This window comes from Kamptonema sp. PCC 6506 (genome assembly GCF_000180455.1).
Lineage (GTDB): Bacteria > Cyanobacteriota > Cyanobacteriia > Cyanobacteriales > Microcoleaceae > Kamptonema > Kamptonema formosum.
Genome location: NZ_CACA01000346.1, coordinates 1 through 17,683, shown reverse-complemented (window position 1 = coordinate 17,683; position 17,683 = coordinate 1). Strand labels below are relative to the sequence as shown.

Sequence of the window (17,683 nt, the reverse complement as noted above, 5' to 3'; positions counted from 1 at the left end):
TTCTACTTATCACCCCTAAAGGGGATGGGATTCTTAAAAAATTTGTTCTTTAATCTGCCTAGCGATAGGTTTCTTGGCGCAATTAAACTCTGTCACTTTCCAGTCACATTTGCTATTGAAGCTAAAGATAGTCATTGATTGTTTGCCCTATCTTAGAATAGGTTTTTGACGATGAAGACTTCTCGGTTCCAGCAATTCTTTTTCATTTCCAGTCTGGCAGGAATTCTACTTTTTCTGAGTGGGCGATCGGCTTACGCTGAACCTCTGCCAACTACCCCTCAACCAACTGCTACTTCTGAATTTTCCTCAGATTTATCACCCTTGGAAGCCAAAACAATACCCATACCCGACAAGGTTTTAACCTCTGCTGCCAGTTTGCAGGCTGAAACGTTATCGGTTCAGACAATTGACCCAATTCCTGAATCAATATCAGAACCTGCAACCCCAACGGTTGCCCAAGCAGTACCCCCTGGTCGAGCGACACTATCGGGGCCAAGCTACGTTGGCGTGGGTGCAAATATTGGCTTTGGCGGACGCACTGATTTGGGGCGGGGTAGTTTTACCATTTTCAGCAAAATTGGGTTGACCAATAATTTGTCCGCCCGCCCTGCGATCGCCGTTGGCAGCGAACCGGCTCTTTTACTACCTGTCACCGTTGATTTTCCAGTTCGTTCTGTTGCTAATGGACGAGTCGGTATTGCGCCCTATGTGGGAGGTGGTGCTGTGATTTCGACAGGTAACGATAGCGTAGTACGCGCACTGGTTACAGGTGGTGTCGATGTTCCTTTATCGGAGGAATTTACGGCAAACGCAGGTGTCAACGTCGGATTTTTGGGCAAAACGGAAGTTGGTTTACGGCTAGGTGTCGGTTACAACTTCTAGTCGTTGAGAAGGTAAAACTGTGAATAGATTAGAAAACATTGCACTGCTGGAACGTCAAGAACCTCAAAGCGCGGCTCCAAAACCATCCATTAGTCTAATTGATGCGATCGCCTTGATTGTTGGGTTAGTAATCGGTGCAGGCATTTTTGAAACCCCTGCTTTGGTTGCTGCTAATACCGGCACGGTTGGTGGTGTGATTGGAGTCTGGCTGATTGGTGGTGTGGTGTCATTGCTGGGAGCACTTTGCTATGCCGAATTAGCTACGACCTATCCCCATGTCGGCGGTAACTATTACTACCTGAAACGGGCTTTTGGGCAACCGATCGCGGTTTTATTTGCCTGGGCACGCATGACTGTGATTCAGACTGGATCGATCGCGTTGCTGGCATTTGTGTTTGGCGACTATGCCTCTCAGCTATTGCCACTAGGTGGTTACTCGCCTGCCATTTACGCCGCAGTCGCGATCGCCCTGCTGACAATGCTGAATATCATTGGGCTGCGCCAAAGCAAACACTTCCAGAACGGGCTAGCAGTGATACTCGTTTTAGGCTTATTGCTGGTCATCCTAGTGGGTCTGACATCTTCCCTTCCTCCCACCCCGTCCCTTCCCGCCGATGCCTCCCCTACCTCTTCCTGGGGCTTAGCGCTGGTCTTCGTGCTGCTATCCTACGGCGGTTGGAATGAAGCCGCTTACATTTCTGCCGAAATTCATAACCCGCAGCGCAATATCATCCGCTCTTTCCTGTGGAGTATTGGCATCATTACAGGACTTTATGTGCTGATTAATTTGGCGTATCTGCGGGGATTGGGTGTCGCAGGTATGGCAGACTCTCAAGCTGTTGCCGCCGATTTATTGCGGCGAGTGCTGGGTGAGCCGGGAGCCGCCTTTGTGAGTTTACTGGTTGCGATCGCCACGCTGGGATCGATCAACGGCACCATTTTTACGGGCGCACGCAGTAGCTTTGCTCTAGGACAGGATGTATCTTCCTTTCGCTGGTTGGGACGCTGGTATCCACATCCGAGTTCACCTACAACCGCTTATTTATTTCAAGGCGCGATCGCTCTGATGCTGGTTGGGCTGGGAACCTTCACCCGCAAAGGATTTGAAACAATGGTGGACTATACTGCGCCCATCTTTTGGTTCTTCTTTCTACTGAGCACTCTGTCGTTAATTGTTTTACGCATTCGAGAACCCAATCGCATCCGCCCCTTTAGCGTCCCGCTTTACCCCATCGTTCCGCTGTTGTTCTGTGCCATTTGCGGCTATTTACTCTACTCCAGCCTAATCTATGCAGGCATCGGTGCGATCGCGGGGGTCATCGTTGTTTTACTGGGTTTTCCCTTTGTCCGTCATAGTACATAGCAAACTTTTTTGGAGATGACAATCGTGCAACACAAAACTATTAAACGCTCCCTCTTTATTGGCGTTAGCATTCTCAGTCTTGCTGGAATCGGCTGTAGCCAAATGCGTAACTTTGAGACAGTGGCTCCAAGTCCCACTACTAACTCTCAAACTGATTCTGCTGCCGATCGAGTGGAAACGACTTCTAATAATACAACGGAAGTTCCTGTTTCTAATTCCACAACGGAAGCTCCCACCCGTACACCTGATGTCGTTTACGTGCCAACGCCTGTAAAGGTTGTGGATGAAATGCTGCGGTTGGCAAATGTGCAATCCAATGATGTAGTTTACGATCTCGGTAGTGGCGACGGTCGGATTGTAATTGCAGCCGCTCAAAAGGTGGGCGCACGGGGTATTGGTATTGATATCAACCCAGAACGCATTCGAGAAGCTAATGAGAATGCCCAAAAAGCAGGCGTGAGCGATCGCGTCGAGTTTCGTCAGGCAGATTTATTCCAAACTAACTTCAGTGAGGCCACAGTTGTCACGCTTTACTTACTGCCGGAACTTAACGTCAGACTGCGCCCCAAATTACTCAGTCAATTAAAACCAGGTACGCGCATTGTTTCCCATGAATTCGATATGGGCGATTGGAAACCTGAGCAGGTAGTAGAAGTGGAAGGCAGAAAAGTTTACTACTGGGTTGTACCTGAAAATCCTCCTGCTAATTTGCGGTAGCGCAGCTTCAACAATAAATTAGTCAGGACTTACGCAAAAGATCGGTAGCGCCGCCATCTTGGCGGTTCATTGACCGCCAAGATGGCGGCGTTACGTAAGTAATGCGTAAGTCCTATTAGTGCTAAGCATGGTCTAATCCGTGTTTTGTCACTACGGGGAGATAATTTTCTCGAACTACTGGTTTTTCAGGTTTTCGCCTTGCGAACCTTAAATTATTGAGCCTGGCTAAAATCCAGCGATCGCAAGGCGAAAACCTTTTTCTCTAAATCAAGTAAGTAGAAGGAAGAAGGTAGAAGGAAGAAAAATTTAGTTATCTAGGAGAGAAGGAAGAATGTTTATACAGTCCGCTTTTTAGCCATCCTTATCTTATGTTTAATTAGGTGGATTTACTTATTAGTAAAGAAGCAAGCTAGTCATATTAATTATACAAAGTACCATAAAGTAGCTTATATTTTATTTATATTATAAGATGTGAAATGGATATAAATTCTCCTTTTCGCCTTCAAAAGGCTAATTCCTAATTGCTAACCTCTGGCCCCTCTTTTCGTACCCACAGCGATCGCGACATTTTCTCATAAATCCAGATTCAATCCAATTTTTTCCATCAGCAGGCGCAAGTCCTACGAGATAAAATGAAATAATTAGCAACATTCGTTTACAAGTCGGGATTAAGCCTGTGACTGCAACTTCGTCATCCATCAACTCGACACAGACAATAGAACTGACTCCGAGTTACGCGATTCCCCTAATCCTAGTCGGGATCTCCCTACCTCTGCTGCTGGTGCAAAAAGTGGTAAGTTTAGCGATCGCTCTTTTTGGCTTGTTTCTGATGTATCAGGCCGCTACCATCCGCCTGAAATTCACTGACACAGCCTTAGACGTATACCGCAAAGAAGACCTAATCCGGCGCTTTCCCTACCAAGAATGGCTTAACTGGCGGGTATTCTGGCCGGCCGTACCCATTCTGTTCTACTTTAAAGAAGTCAACAGCATTCACTTCCTCCCGGTACTCTTCGATCCTAAAATGCTACAGGCGTGTTTAGAACAGCGCTGTCCGCGAAAGGACTGAAGAATGAAAGATGAAGTCAGTTAACTGTTAACTGTTAACTGTTAACTGTTAACTGTTAACTGTTAACTGTTAACTGTCACCCTGTTCTCATACAACTAAAAACTGCTATGTAAATTTACCTAATTAAACGTAAGATGAGAATGGCTAAAAAGCTTGCTGTATAAGCATTCTTCCCTCTTCCCTCTTCCTTCTTCTTTCTTCTTATATAGCAACCGCCAAGACGGTTAGGACACTCGTTGATGACTAAAACCATGATTCATTGCCCTCCCTCTTCCCCTAGCCCTTAGCCCTCTTCCCTCTTCCCCTAGCCCCTAACCCCTAGCCCCTAGCCCCTTCTTCCCTAGTCCCCATGAATTCAGACGAAACCCAAACCCAAGAACATCATCAAGAAGCAATTGAAGTGTCAGTTAATCCAGAAGATTCCAGTCCAAAGGATGAGGCTGTGACAGAGGCAATTGAGTCTGCGATCGCACAGCCGGCAGAGGATTTATCAATTGCCTCTGCCATTGATGAATCGGCTGTACAGCCAATTACTGAAGGCGAATCCGCCGCCGACCCAAATCCTATAAGTGAACTATTAACAGACATCACAGACAATGTAACCGAAAAGTTAGTACAGCAAACGATCGACTTGCAACAGCAACAACAGGAGTTGAAACAAGAAGTTGAGACTATGCTGGCGACAAAAGCTAATTTGCAGCAGGAACTCAGCGACACTCAAGCCGCAATTGGGCGTTTAGTGCAAGAAGCTTTAGGTCAATTAGAACAGCGCAAGCAATCACTACAAATTGAAGTAGAAAAATTAGAACGCCGTCGCGATCGCATTCAAAAAGAAATGCGAACCACTTTTGCAGGCGTTTCCCAAGACTTAGCAATTCGAGTTCAGGGTTTTAAAGACTATCTGGTAGGAAGTTTGCAAGATTTAGCAAGTACCGCCGAACAATTAGACTTAGTACCAGAAGTACAAGAACAACCAAAACAAATTATTGAAGAGCCTCGATCCTCTGCTGATGCACCTCCAAATCCCCGATTTACCGAGCAAGGTTTTCAAGAACAAGCCAAACAAATTCGGCTTATTCTCGACCAATATCGCACTCTCCCGGACTACTACGGCCCGCCTTGGCAATTGCGGCGCACTTTTGAACCAATTCACGCCGAAAAAGTCTCGAATTGGTTTTTTACACAAGGTGGAAAGGGAGCTTTACGAACAATGGGTTCCCGCTTGCAAAATATCTTGATTTCTTCAACAGTAATTTCTGTACTTAGAACCCTATACGGCGGTCGTTTGCGAACTCTTGTACTAGCTAACAGTCCCGAACGTTTAGGAGAATGGCGTAGAGGTTTGCAAGACTGTCTAGGAATTACTAGGAATGACTTCGGCCCGGAACGAGGAATTATTTTGTTTGAGGCGGCGGAAGATGTAGCACAAAAAGCAGATCGCTTAGTGAAAGAAGGAAAATTGCCTTTAATTATAATTGATGAGACTGAGGATCAAATCAGTCTGTCAATGCTCCAATTTCCGTTATGGTTAGCCTTTGCTCCCGACCCACAGAATTTGATGCCTAAAGATTTTTGATAGAACAAGTTAGTTATAGCTAGGGGCTAGGGGCTAGGGGCTAGGGGAAGAGGGGGAGGATGGGGAAGATGGGGGAGCAGGGGAGGATGGGGAGTAAATCCCCTATTCTCCCCAATTAGCAATTACAGGACTTACGCACTCAACCAAAGAAACCGGGTTTTTTGACGAAAATACTTCGTTTTTACCCAAAGATTTTCTCAAAAACCCGGTTTCTGGAACCCTGAGCGTAAGTCCTGAATTAGCAATTAGCAATTAGCAATTAGCAATTAGCAATTAGCAATTAGCAATTAGCAATTAGCCATTACCAATTACCAATTACCAGTTTTAAGGTGGGGGCGTGCTAGAAGATAGCATTGATTTCCATAGATAGGGTAATCTGCCTGCAAATTTGAAGGTGATATCTGTGTATCCTTCAGATTTTAATAATTGGGTTAGGGTTGGTACGGAAAAAAATTTGATATGCCCATTATCCCAAAGAACTGTAAAATGTTTATCCATTTTTCCAGTAATAGCTAAAGCTAAATTTTTTAAGTAACTGTGGTAGGGAGTGGTGATAATTAATCGGCCGTCTGGTTTGAGACATTTTTTGGCAACTCTAATTAGTTCTTTGGGATAAAGCAAATGTTCGATGACTTCGACTGCTAAGACAATATTAAATGAATGAAGGAGTTCAGGATGCTGCAAATCATAAATATCAGCTTGGATAAATTGACATTCAGGGAAACTTTGAGATGCGATCGCCACTCCCTGGGGCGAATTGTCTACTCCGATAACTTCATAACCTTGCTGAGCAATAGCATGGCTGAGACTGCCGTTCCCGCAACCGAGATCCAAAACGCGGGGTTTGATGTTGCTGGTAGATTTAGCGACAGCAAGCATTTCTAGCAGTGGAGATAGCAAATAAGCATGGTGATACCTGGGGCGATTATTACTGTAAAAGTATAGGTACTTGCTTGAGGTTCTTTCCATCGATTAAGCTAGAGAGACCGGGGGTAGGGATCGAGTTCACGTCTAGTGTAGGCGTATCAGAGCTATTATTCACCAATAGATACCTCCGATCGTGAGCGTACAAGCCTGATAGTGTCTAGGCTCAAACTTAAATTCCGTTGATGTCGAATAAAATCGAGCAGTGCAGGGTATGCGCGGGGTATCAAGTGAGAGACCCTGTGGCGAGAAGCGATCGCGCTTTACCTGCGATCGTCTGTATCTAGAGTTTTCGACCCCACCTTTAGGATGTCAGTTTATTGGTGTAAACTGTTTCACCCTCTTGAGTTATTGAGAACTTTTGAATAATAGATTATGCTGCACTGGCTTCTATAATTGTGTGAACTGTTGTTCTCCAACCATTTTCTCAGATCAATAGTAGTACCCTAGAAAGATGCTCGATCGATCTGGTTTGTTTGATGATGTTGCTGTTGGGTGTTGCACCTTAAGTTTAAAGATGTCCTATGGTAAGCGTCGGCCCATCCTCCTTTCGCCGTATTCTGCTGTCGCGAATTTTACTGCTCAGCGTACCAGTTTTGCTGGTGGGGGAGTATGTGACTTATAGAAAAGCTCGTTCAATGCTTCTGGAAACTGCTCGTCAAAATCTGACGGAGAGTGCCGGTAGAAAGGCAGAAACTATTGAACAGTGGGTAAACTCTCTGAAGTCAAATTTACTGGGTGCTTCGGAAAGCTCTGTGTTGCAATCCTCCTCGCCGAAGGTTTATCAAAATTTTATCAACCAGTTAGGGCAAAGATTGCCAACTCAGGTGGATTGTTTGCAATTGACTAATTTGCAGACGGGTAAAGTTGCAGCTAGCACTTGTGGCAATCAACCTATTCAGTCGCTACCGAAGAAGTTTTGGCCGCAGCAGCAGCAGTTGCTTGTTAACAATAAGAGTGTGTACATCAATCTTGTGTGGCCGCTACAGCAAAAGTCGCAGAAATCGGAGAATGACGGTGAATTTCTAGCTGTTCCTGCTGATGGGTTAGAGGAGGCTAAACCTCATCCAAATACTCAAGTTAGTTTGGTTTTAAGTGCGCCGGTTTATATTCAGCAGCAAAATTCGCGTCAACTGCGCTATGTTTTAAGTTTGCAGTCGCCTCTACCAGTGCAAACTAGCGCTCCCAAAGGTTCTTTAGCTGGTTATACGGTTGTGATCGACCAAGATGGGACAATCTTGGCGCACCCTAATATTGACCGGGTGGGGCGTAATATCGCTCAGGAGGCGGATGCCGATCGCTTAAAAAGTATTGTCAGGAGAGCGATCGCTGGTGGACAAGCTTTCTTACACCTATTTTCTTTTGAAAAAAATGGGCTGGAGTTACTGGCGGGATATGCTGCTGTTCCTAGTCCGATGGCGAATCAGCCAAAGAGTAAGTGGATAGTTTTAGCGGTTACTCGTTTAGATTATGCCCTGTCTGGTTTGGAAGAAATTCAACAGGTTTTGTTGAATCTGATTGTGGGGTTGGTGGCGGCGAGTATTATGGCAACTCTATATCTGTCTCGCGATCTGGCTCGTCCTCTGGAGAAACTTAGAGATTATGCGCTGACTGTCAAGAGTTTGGAATCTCCGCAGATGGTTCCTCACAATTTGAAAATTAGGGAGTTCGATCAGTTAGCGGAGGCGATCGACAGTATGGTGGAGCGTCTGCGATCGTGGGCGGAAGAGCTGGAAGTTGCCTCGAAACAAGCGCAAGTTGCTAATCAGTTAAAAGATGAATTTTTACGCAATATTTCTCACGAACTCAGAACTCCTTTGAATGGCATTATCGGTTTTCTGCAATTTGTCCAAGATGGTGATTGCGATGATCGAGATGAGGAGATGGAGTTTGTCCAGCGTGCTTATGATGCTGCAATTCACTTGCTGAATATTATCAATGATATTTTGGATATTGCCAAAATTGAATCAGGTACGTTATCAATGATGCTGGAAACTATCAACCTCACGCAGGTGATTGAAGAAGCGGTTGATTTGCAGGTTGTGGAAGTTGAGCAAAAAGGTCTGGAGTTAATTTTACCCGACCTGAAGGAGCCGATTATGGTTTATGCTGACCCGGATAAGCTCAAGCAGGTTTTTCTGAATGTTTTGAGTAATGCGATTAAGTTTACTGATTCAGGAAAAATTACTATTTCTATCCGACTTGAATCTGTGTTGCTCAATAATGGTGCTAGTTATAATGGGAATGCAGTATATAATATGGCTCAGGTCACTGGTACAAAAGATTGGGTGGTGGTGACTATTGAAGATACGGGGATTGGGATTGACCAAGAGCAGCAGGATAAGTTATTTCAACCTTTTGTGATGGCTGATGGTTCGACTACTCGCAAATATGGCGGTAATGGTCTGGGGTTGGCAATTTCACGTAATTTGATGCAGTTGATGGCGGGGACTATTTCGCTGTACAGTGCAGGTATAAATCAAGGTACTACTTTAACTATTGCTTTGCCTGCGAAACAGTTACCTGGCGGTTCTATCAAGGAAGATTTGGTAATTGTTAGTCGTTAGTAGTTAGTCGTTAGTAGTTAGTCGTTAGTATTTAGTAGTTAGTAGTTAAATTAAACGTAACTACCAGTTAACAGTTAACTGTTAACAAATTGTAATCAGTTGTCCGCTAAGTTTCAGGGAGTCGCTGAGGGCGCTGAGGATTCGCACTAATTCGACACCTACCCAACCGGAAGAGATGGGAGATGGTGTGTTACTTTGGACGCAATTTAGAAAGCGATCGCAAACTTGTTGGAGGGGCTCTACTCGTTCTACGGGTAATTTTTCCCAAGATTGAGATAAGGTGGCATTGCGATCGCGAACCCTATCCCAGGAACCTGTAATCCCGATATTATCGCCATCCGGCTCTAAATAACCATATTTTAGCATCAGAGGTGCATCAGTTGAAAGGTCGTCAAAAATCAATGTACCTTTACTTCCGACAATTCCTAAGCGCCTTTGTCTGTCAGGATTGAGCCAGCAAAGATGAATGAATGCTTGAAAGCCATCTGGGTAAAGTAACTCGATCCAAACTAAATCATAAAGTGGTAATTGGTAGTTGGTAATTGGTAATTTGTAATTTGTGGTTTTTCCATCCTCCGTATTTTCCCTATTAATAAAAACGGTTCCATTTGCTTGGACTTGACTTGGAGTTTGTCCCAGCCAAGTATTAAAAATGGCGATGTCATGGATGGCTAAATCCCAGAGAGCATCAACGTCATTTCGCACGGGTTCAAGATGGGTTCGTTGGGCGTAACCGTAGCGCAATTTACCTAATTTTCCCGCTTGGATGGTGTTTTTTCCTATTTCGATTGCGGGATGAAATAGGTAGGTGTGGTCAACGAAGAGTTGACGTTGCTTTTTTTCAGCGAGTTGACAAAGTTCTATAGCTTCGGTGAGGTTGAGAGTGAGGGGTTTTTCTGCGAGAACGTGGTAGCCTTGATGAAGGGCGGCGGCGATGAGAGTGCTGTGGGTTGAAGCTGGGGTGGCGATCGCAACTGCTTTTAGTCCGGGCAATTTCTGCAATGCTGACCAATCCGTTGCTAGAACCACATTATCATCCAAATTAAAAAGACTTTTCACCACAGCTAAGCGTTCGGGCTGCGGGTCTATAACTGCTAAAACCTGACTGTGGGGATGTTCTAGGAAGTTGCGGATCAGGTGAATTCCCCAATGACCTGCACCTAATACAGCAATTCCAATTTTCATTTAAGAAGGAAGAAGGAAGAAGAAAGAAAATTTAGTTATCTAGGAGAGAAGGAAGAAGGCTTATGCAGTCAGCTTTTTAGTCATCCGTATTTTACACTTAATTGTGTAGATCGTTTATTAATAAGTTTAACTGTTAGTTTTTACTTTATTAAAAGCTGCTTGCGCGGCTGCTTGTTCAGCAGCTTTGATGGATCGTCCTTTGCCTTCACCAAGTAAATCCCCTCGCAGCCATACTTCGGCGGTAAAACGTTCTTCTTCTCCGTGAACTCGCCCTGTTTCCTTAACATTATATTCTGGCAAAATTTTGTATTGACCTTGAGTCCATTCTTGCAGAGCGGCTTTATAGTTTTGGCGGGCGGGATCGCTCAGGATTTGAGCGGCTCGCGGTTGGAAATGAGGGTCTAGCCAAGGGCGAATTAATTGTAAAGTGTTTGTACTCAGGTAGAGGGCGGCGAGCACTGCTTCAAAAGCGTCTGCTAACCGTGACTCTTCCCCTGCTTTGTCGCAGGCGGCGCTGCTAGAAACGATTAAATAACGACCAAATCCATAGCTGTCAGCGATTTGTGCCAGAGTGCGATCGCTCACTAACAAGGAACGAATCGCTGCAAATTCTCCTACAGAACTGCCGGGATAGGTTTCAAATAGTAACTCAGAAGCAGCTAGTCGCACAACTGCATCCCCGATAAATTCTAGCTGTTCGTAATTAGCTTGAGTTGAGGCCGTAGGGTGAGTTAAAGCTAAATCGAGTAATTGCCAGTTCACGCGGTTTCGATCGGGCAATCCTAATTTTTCGACTAATTTTTCCAGTTCCTTTTGACGGCTAGGATAGCTAATATTCATTTTTTCTTCTCTCTCTTTCCTCGGTCTGAACGGCTCTCGATTAACCGAGTTTAATTTTAATCATAACTTATATCATGCCCGGTTTCTTTACCGCCAAGATGGCGGCGTTACAGATGGTTTTGGGTAAGTCCTAGCTAAATTATTCTGGATTTGCCCAGAGATATTATTTAGTAAAACTGGAATAATTAGGGGGGAAAGAGTCGGACATAAGCCGGGTTCTGTTCCCTTAACTGCAAGCAGCTAAGAGGGCAGTTATCTATCTGGGACACCTGTTACCAGATGCCTCTAGCGGTGCATTCAAGCGGAACTGGTAAAAGACCAACCGTAGTTCCTCCGACCTTGCTCCCAACTGGGGTTTACCTAGCCAGCGCCTCTCGACGCTGCTGGTGCGCTCTTACCGCACCTTTGCACCCTTACCTACAGTTTTGAGTCTAAAATTTAACACTTTAGGCTCCTAATGTAGGCGGTATATTTCTGTGGCACTATCCTCGCGATCGCTCGCACTGGGCGTTATCCAGCAAGTTTGGGCTTTCGGGAGCCCGGACTTTCCTCAGACTCTTTGGAGTCCGCAACCGCCTGCGCCTACTCTCTCCCCTTTTTTATTCTACATTTAATTATGTCCACTTAGCTATCCTTTGTCAAAAAGAGAATGTAAAAGACAGAATGTAGAATAATTTATCCTACATTCTAGCTTTTGATATTATTAATCATCCTTAATAGTAGAAAAGTTATCAAACCACCCACGCCGCCAGAAGAAGTAAACTAAACCTGATGCGATCGCAATCATTACACTCCAACACAAAGGATAACCCCAATACCAGTTTAACTCTGGCATATTCCAAGGAGATTTTTCAGTATTAAAGTTCATGCCGTAGATGCCGACAACAAAAGTTAGAGGTATAAAAATGGTAGAAATCACAGTCAGCAACTTCATGATTTCATTCATTTTGTTGCCAACTGAAGACAAATAAACATCCATTAAACCCGAAGAAAGTTCTCGGTAACTTTCCACCATATCCATCACCTGAACGGTATGATCGTAACAGTCGCGCAAATAAACTCGGACATCGGGACTAATTAATTCATTACCATCTCGAATCAGACTATTAATCGCATCCCGCTGAGGCCAGATGGCACGGCGGAGAGTCAGCAATTCCCGGCGAATTTTATAGATTTTTTCTAAGGTTTGGCGATTAGGGTTCATCACTACTTCATCTTCTAGTTCCTCAATGCGTTCGCCATAAACTTCCAACACTGGAAAAAAGCCATCAATAATCGAATCTAGCAGGGAGTATACCAAATAATCCGCTCCCTTTTTGCGGATAATTCCCTTTGCCGTGCGAATGCGATCGCGTACAGGCCCAAAACTATCATAATCAGGTTCTTCCTGCACAGTCACTAGATAATGTTTACCCAAAATTAAACTTACTTGCTCTTTGTGAAAAGTCTCTGTATCCGGCTTCATCATCACCATCCAAGCAACAATTATAAGTTGGTCTTCATAGTCTACAACTTTAGGCCGCTGAGGAACATTTACGACATCTTCTTGAGCGAGGGGATGCAAATTAAAAACTTCACTCATTTGCCGCCAAGTTTCATTATTACCTAATCCGAGTACGTCAATCCAAGAAACAGAATCTGTATCCAAGTAGGGTAATGTATCTTGAGGGCAAGTGAGGCGAGAGCGAGTAGCTGCTGCTTCATTATAATCAATTAATACAATATCAGGAGGAGGTGCATCTGGTTCTAAGTCTAAATTGCCAGGGAGAGCACCTGGATCGTCATAAAAATAGTCAACGTATGACTCATCGTCATCATCTTCAGGTGGCTCTACAATTGCACTGAAAGCCTTTACACTTTTATATGTCATAATTACCTCACGAAGGAAGAAGGAAGAAGGAAGAAGGAAGAGGGGAAGACTGGGAGAGAGGGAGAATTTTTACCCAATTACTAATTAACAGTTAACACTTAACTGTTAACAGTCAACAATTAAGAAATTACCTCTGCCGAATAGGAATTTCAATCACAAATTCTGACCCCGATCCATTTGCTGAAATACAGGTTAGCATACCGCCATGCTTTTCTACAATAATTTGATAGCTAATAGATAATCCCAAACCCGTGCCTTTTCCTACTGGTTTAGTAGTAAAGAAAGGGTCAAATATACGACACTTCACTGATTCTGGCATTCCTGGGCCATTGTCGGCAATTACAATAGCGATTCTATTGCTTTCTAACATCATAGTCCGAATCGTAATGCAAGGTAAAATGTTACAAGTAAAAGGTAAAACAGGAATATCTAAGTTTTCTCCTTCTGAGCAATTTTTTATTTCTAAGTTTTCGTTAGCTTTCACATCGGACAAAGCATCAATAGCATTATTAAGTATATTCATCAATACTTGATTTAAGAGGCCAGGGTAGCACTCAACTAAAGGCAAAGCACTGTATTCTTTAACAACTTCAATATTCCGATTGCTAGCAGATTGTTTTAATCTGTGCTGCAAAATTAGCAGGGTACTGTCAATGCCTTCACTAATATCAACAATTTTAATATCAGATTCTTCTATCCTAGAAAAATTACGCAAAGACAAAACTATCTGGCGGATGCGATCTGCTCCCATTTCCATCGAATTCATCAGTTGTGGAAAATCTGACACCAAAAAATCGAGATCGATTTCTTCGGCTAATGCTATGATTTCGGGGGCAGGATTTGTATAGTATTTTTGATATAAACTGCACAGTTGCAGTAAGCTTTGAGCATATTCGTTGGCATGAGAAATATTACCATAAATAAAACTTACTGGGTTGTTAATTTCGTGAGCAATTCCAGCTACTAACTGCCCTAAACTGGACATCTTTTCTGATTGAATTAATTGAGTTTGAGTTTTCCTCAATTCCTGCAAAGTCAGCTCTAATTGCTGATTTTTTTGTCTCAACTGGGCTTCTGCCTGCTTGCGCTCGGTAATGTTGCGGGCAAGAATAATAACTTGGCTATCACCGAAGGGTAATAACCGCGCTTCATAAGTTTGTTTCCCCTGCGGCATTCGTAAGGAATATTCAATAGTAACTAAAGTTCCCTTGGTAAAAGTTTCCAGAATTGCCTGCTCAAATTGGCGGCTAACTTTCAAGGGCAAAACTTCTGTCATTTGTTGACCTAAAAACACTTCGGGAGGAATATATAAATCTGATGAAGTTCCTGATAGATAATCTAAAATTATGCCGTTGATATTAAGTCGGAAATACAAATCGGGTAAGGCTTGAAATACGGCTTCTAGTTCAGAAGTTTTTTGTCGTAATGCTTCTTGAGCTAAATGCCTTCCAGTAATGTCATGAGCGAAACCTAACACTGCAAATATATTGCCTTCCACGTCGCGTAAGGGAATTTTTTGAGTGTCAAAAATGTGGATGGAACCGTCGGCAAAAGTTAATTGGTCGTGGGGATTATGAACTATTTCCCCAGAGAGTACAGTAGAGTCATCGCTGCGAAAACCTCGAATGCTGAGGTCATTATTGCCAAATATTTCTGTGGGAGTAAAGCCGATTTCTACATCATCTTTACCCAGAATCTCTTCGACAAGAATATTAAGAGAATCTGCAAAGCTTTGGTTAACTAATATATATTTAAAATTGCGGTCTTTGGCAAAAATCCAGTCGGGTGTGGTGTCGATGACTGTACGGAGTAGTTGTTGGGAACGTTCGCTTTGTTTTAAGGCGAGTTTTAGCTCTAATTCTAATCTTTTGCGAGAGGTGATATTTTCAAAGGCAACGCCGACGCAGTGGTTGGGTAAGGGAAAGGCTTTGATAGAAAAGGCGCGAATTACAGTCCCATCTTCGCAGCAGTCAATATCTTCAAGTTCTACAGCTTTTTGTTCGCGAATTACTGAGGCAAATGCTTGAGGAATTCCTTTATCTCGCTGATGGGGGAAAACTTCATCGAGGGTCATTCCGAGAATGTCTGCCATCTCTACTCCGGTAAATAAGGTAGTAGCAGGATTGGAGGCGATCGCTCTCAAAGTTCGGTCGTCGTTGATGTCTTCTAAGCGGTAAACGTATAAGCCAATTTGCATATTTTCGACAATTTGACCGTACAGGCGCACGCTTTCGTCTACTTGTTTGCGTTCGGTGATATCTTCGGTAATGCCCAAGAGATATTGAGGGTTTCCGCTTTTGTCGAAGATGGGAATTTTGCGGGTGTGTAGTATTCTTAAACCTCTGTGGGGAGTTTGGATGGGGGATTCTGCTACATCTTGTACAGGTAAAGTTGAGGGATTGCTCTGATAGCTAGCCAAAACTTCTCTGTCTTTAGCTGCGATCGCATCTGCTTGATCTTTGGGAAGAAAATCGTAATCGCTTTTGCCGATCGCCTCTTGGCTAGTTACGCCCGCGATCGCTTCCCCTGCTTTGTTCCACAAGACAAATTTTAGCGACTCTGCATCTTTGGCAAAAACCCCTACTGGCAAATTTTCAACTACGGAATTGAGGAAACCTCTAGCTGAGTTTAATTCAGCCTCCGCCCGTTTGCGCTCAATTCCCAAGGCAATTACATTTGCTACAGATGACAGTGTTTCTTGCAGTCCTTGACTCAGCGGTTGATAACTCAAAATTGCCATTACCCCCACTAGCCGATCTTCCACTATCAGCGGGTAGCCAGCGAAACTGGCGATCGAGGATGGGGAAGGTGGAGGATGGGGAAGATTTATCTCCCTCATCTCCTTCATCTCCCCTGCTCAAGAGCTCCCCTGCTCCCCCGCCCTGAGCATCGGAGTATCGTAACCGCCCTGGCGGTTGCTATACTTTCAAAACAGAACATTGAGGTAAATTCATTATGGGATTGTGGTTAAGTTTAAATTTTTCTGTGTTATTGGCTGCTTATTTACTAGGCTCGATTCCGACGGGATATAGTGTAGCAAAATGGGTTTTAGGAATCGATTTACGTGAGGTGGGATCTGGTTCTACTGGTGCAACTAACGTGCTGAGAACTTTGGGTAAATGGCCCGCTTTGGGAGTGTTACTGGTTGACGTTTTGAAAGGGATAGCGGCAATTTCTCTGACGCGCTATATCTATGCTCTCAATGTCACTTCTGAGCTAGCAGCAACCGCAGGGATAGAGGATGTTACAGAAATATTGCCTTGGATGGCAACTTTAGCAGGTTTAGCTGTGGTTTTAGGACATAGTAAATCTATTTGGTTAGGCTTTGCCGGTGGTAAATCTGTGGCTACAAGTTTGGGAGTTTTGTTGGGTTTATATTGGCCTGTGGGTTTAGGAACTTTCGGAATTTTTGGGTTAGTTTTAGCTATTTCGCGAATAGTATCTTTGAGTTCTATTATTGGGGCAATTGGAGTTTCTGGTTTGATGTTTGCTTTTGGTCAACCCCTAGCCTATGAGTTATTTGGAATTGCTGGTGGTGTATTTGTAATTGTGCGACACCGTGCTAATATTCAGCGGTTGTTGAATGGTACTGAGCCGAAAATTGGGGAGAAATTAGCATCGGAAATTGAACAAGCTTGAGAAGGTAATTAACTTACAGAAGAAAGCGGAACTAAATATTATTCAATTATTCCCCATTACAGGCGCTACTTCTAACACAAATCCAGGTAATATATCCTCACCTGAAAGCGTACTCGGAGACTGCAAAACCTCAACTTCTCTACCAGGTCGATAAATTTCTACAATCTGCGTTTGTGGGTCAATTAACCAACCTAAACGCGCACCATTTTCCATATATTCCTGCATTTTTTCCCGCACTTCTCTGATAGAATCTGTAGGAGAGCATAACTCAACTACAAAATCTGGACATAAAGGCGGAAATTTCCTTTTTTGCTCAGGTGTTAACGCTTCCCACCTTTCTCGGCTTACCCAAGAAGCATCAGGAGAACGATCGCCACCTTTTGGCATTTTAAAACAAGTGGAAGAGTCAAAAGCAATGCCTAAGTTACTATTCCGGCGGCTCCAACCTTGCACTTGAAAAGTTAGATCGGCATTGCAGTTTCCCGTTTCTCCTCCAGTTGGCGACATAATCAGTAGTTCTCCTTTCGCATTGCGCTCAAATTTATAATCGGGGTGAACCCTACACAGTTGGTAAAATTGGTCGTCAGTCAATTCGATAAACTTACTTAAATCTAATTTAAAAGTAGTCAGCATGGCAGTAAAACCTATTCACCTAATTCTTTAGAACGCACAGAAGCCGCTTTCACTGCTTCTATTAATGCGGAGCGAAAACCTACTGTTTCTAGTTTAGCAATTCCTGCAATTTAAGTTTTACTCTAGTTTAGTGTAGTGATTTTAGCATTGAGAGAGAATGGGTTTGGTAGCCGAGTTTTTGGTAAAGATTAAGGGCGGGTTTATTAGTGACAAAGACTTGTAAACCAATTTGTCGATCGCCTCTTTCCCTGGCCCAATTCTCAGCACGGCTAACTAATGCTGAACCTATTCCCCGCTGTCGGTGTTCTGGATCTACGTATAGCAGAAAAATATGAGCGTAGCGATCGCCACTCACCTGATCGATCGCATTTCCCAACCACAGACAACCTATTTTGAGAGCAGAGGAGCGGGGGAGCGA

14 protein-coding genes, 1 other RNA gene and 1 pseudogene are annotated in these 17,683 nt (G+C 43.8%); 7 read left to right on the top strand and 9 right to left on the bottom strand.

Going from position 1 to position 17,683, the window contains the following annotated elements; genetic code table 11:
• The first annotated feature begins 171 nt into the window (after positions 1 to 171).
• The 5 genes from OSCI_RS23935 (at position 172) to OSCI_RS23915 (ending at position 5,607) form a co-directional block, all read left to right on the top strand.
• The gene (locus OSCI_RS23935; RefSeq protein WP_007357768.1) at positions 172 to 882 is read left to right on the top strand and encodes a hypothetical protein; all 711 of its coding nucleotides are present in this window, start codon (positions 172 to 174) and stop codon (positions 880 to 882) included.
• A 19-nt stretch (positions 883 to 901) separates the two neighbouring features.
• The gene (locus OSCI_RS23930; protein WP_007357767.1) at positions 902 to 2,245 is read left to right on the top strand and encodes an APC family permease; all 1,344 of its coding nucleotides are present in this window, start codon (positions 902 to 904) and stop codon (positions 2,243 to 2,245) included.
• Between the two features lie 15 nt (positions 2,246 to 2,260).
• Complete coding sequence (locus tag OSCI_RS23925) at positions 2,261 to 2,962, top strand: methyltransferase domain-containing protein (protein WP_019487399.1); 702 nt, start codon at positions 2,261 to 2,263, stop codon at positions 2,960 to 2,962.
• Between the two features lie 676 nt (positions 2,963 to 3,638).
• Positions 3,639 to 4,031 (top strand): DUF3119 family protein, encoded by a 393-nt coding sequence (locus OSCI_RS23920; RefSeq protein ID WP_007357764.1) that lies wholly within the window; start codon positions 3,639 to 3,641, stop codon positions 4,029 to 4,031.
• A 349-nt stretch (positions 4,032 to 4,380) separates the two neighbouring features.
• Positions 4,381 to 5,607, top strand: coding sequence for a DUF3086 domain-containing protein (locus OSCI_RS23915; protein ID WP_007357763.1), 1,227 nt, complete (start codon positions 4,381 to 4,383; stop codon positions 5,605 to 5,607).
• Between the two features lie 324 nt (positions 5,608 to 5,931).
• Here the strand turns inward: OSCI_RS23915 and OSCI_RS23910 are convergent, their stop codons facing one another.
• The gene (locus OSCI_RS23910) at positions 5,932 to 6,576 is read right to left on the bottom strand and encodes a class I SAM-dependent methyltransferase (protein ID WP_026103701.1); all 645 of its coding nucleotides are present in this window, start codon (positions 6,574 to 6,576) and stop codon (positions 5,932 to 5,934) included.
• Positions 6,577 to 7,055: 479 nt separating this feature from the next.
• On the opposite strand from OSCI_RS23910, the gene OSCI_RS23905 reads away from it, so the two are divergent.
• Positions 7,056 to 9,098, top strand: a complete 2,043-nt coding sequence (locus tag OSCI_RS23905) for an ATP-binding protein (RefSeq protein ID WP_007357761.1) — start codon at positions 7,056 to 7,058, stop codon at positions 9,096 to 9,098.
• 81 nt (positions 9,099 to 9,179) lie between these two features.
• Here the strand turns inward: OSCI_RS23905 and OSCI_RS23900 are convergent, their stop codons facing one another.
• The 5 genes from OSCI_RS23900 to OSCI_RS23885 all read right to left on the bottom strand — a co-directional run bounded on the left by OSCI_RS23900 (position 9,180) and on the right by OSCI_RS23885 (position 15,832).
• Positions 9,180 to 10,283, bottom strand: a complete 1,104-nt coding sequence (locus tag OSCI_RS23900) for a Gfo/Idh/MocA family protein (protein ID WP_007357760.1) — start codon at positions 10,281 to 10,283, stop codon at positions 9,180 to 9,182.
• Between the two features lie 126 nt (positions 10,284 to 10,409).
• Positions 10,410 to 11,123 carry a ribonuclease III gene (rnc, locus tag OSCI_RS23895; RefSeq protein WP_007357759.1) on the bottom strand — a complete coding sequence of 238 codons (714 nt, stop codon included), beginning with the start codon at positions 11,121 to 11,123 and terminating at the stop codon, positions 10,410 to 10,412.
• A 192-nt stretch (positions 11,124 to 11,315) separates the two neighbouring features.
• An RNA gene (gene rnpB, locus OSCI_RS28005) (RNase P RNA component class A) lies at positions 11,316 to 11,712 on the bottom strand.
• Between the two features lie 114 nt (positions 11,713 to 11,826).
• Entirely contained in the window at positions 11,827 to 12,993 is a 1,167-nt protein-coding gene (corA, locus tag OSCI_RS23890) for a magnesium/cobalt transporter CorA (RefSeq protein ID WP_007357758.1), read from the bottom strand.
• A gap of 127 nt (positions 12,994 to 13,120) precedes the next feature.
• Complete coding sequence (locus OSCI_RS23885; RefSeq protein WP_007357757.1) at positions 13,121 to 15,832, bottom strand: PAS domain-containing protein; 2,712 nt, start codon at positions 15,830 to 15,832, stop codon at positions 13,121 to 13,123.
• Positions 15,833 to 15,948: 116 nt separating this feature from the next.
• Here OSCI_RS23885 and plsY point away from each other — a divergent pair, with 116 nt between their 5' ends.
• Entirely contained in the window at positions 15,949 to 16,632 is a 684-nt protein-coding gene (gene plsY, locus OSCI_RS23880) for a glycerol-3-phosphate 1-O-acyltransferase PlsY (protein ID WP_007357755.1), read from the top strand.
• Between the two features lie 42 nt (positions 16,633 to 16,674).
• On the opposite strand, the gene OSCI_RS23875 is transcribed toward plsY, so the two are convergent.
• The 3 genes and pseudogenes from OSCI_RS23875 to OSCI_RS23870 all read right to left on the bottom strand — a co-directional run.
• Positions 16,675 to 17,265 (bottom strand): Uma2 family endonuclease, encoded by a 591-nt coding sequence (locus tag OSCI_RS23875; protein ID WP_007357754.1) that lies wholly within the window; start codon positions 17,263 to 17,265, stop codon positions 16,675 to 16,677.
• Between the two features lie 11 nt (positions 17,266 to 17,276).
• A pseudogene (locus OSCI_RS31740) lies at positions 17,277 to 17,375 on the bottom strand (pyrroline-5-carboxylate reductase); the annotation flags it as partial.
• A gap of 17 nt (positions 17,376 to 17,392) precedes the next feature.
• A partial coding sequence (locus OSCI_RS23870; protein ID WP_039962951.1) for a GNAT family N-acetyltransferase occupies positions 17,393 to 17,683 on the bottom strand: 291 nt, incomplete at its 5' end.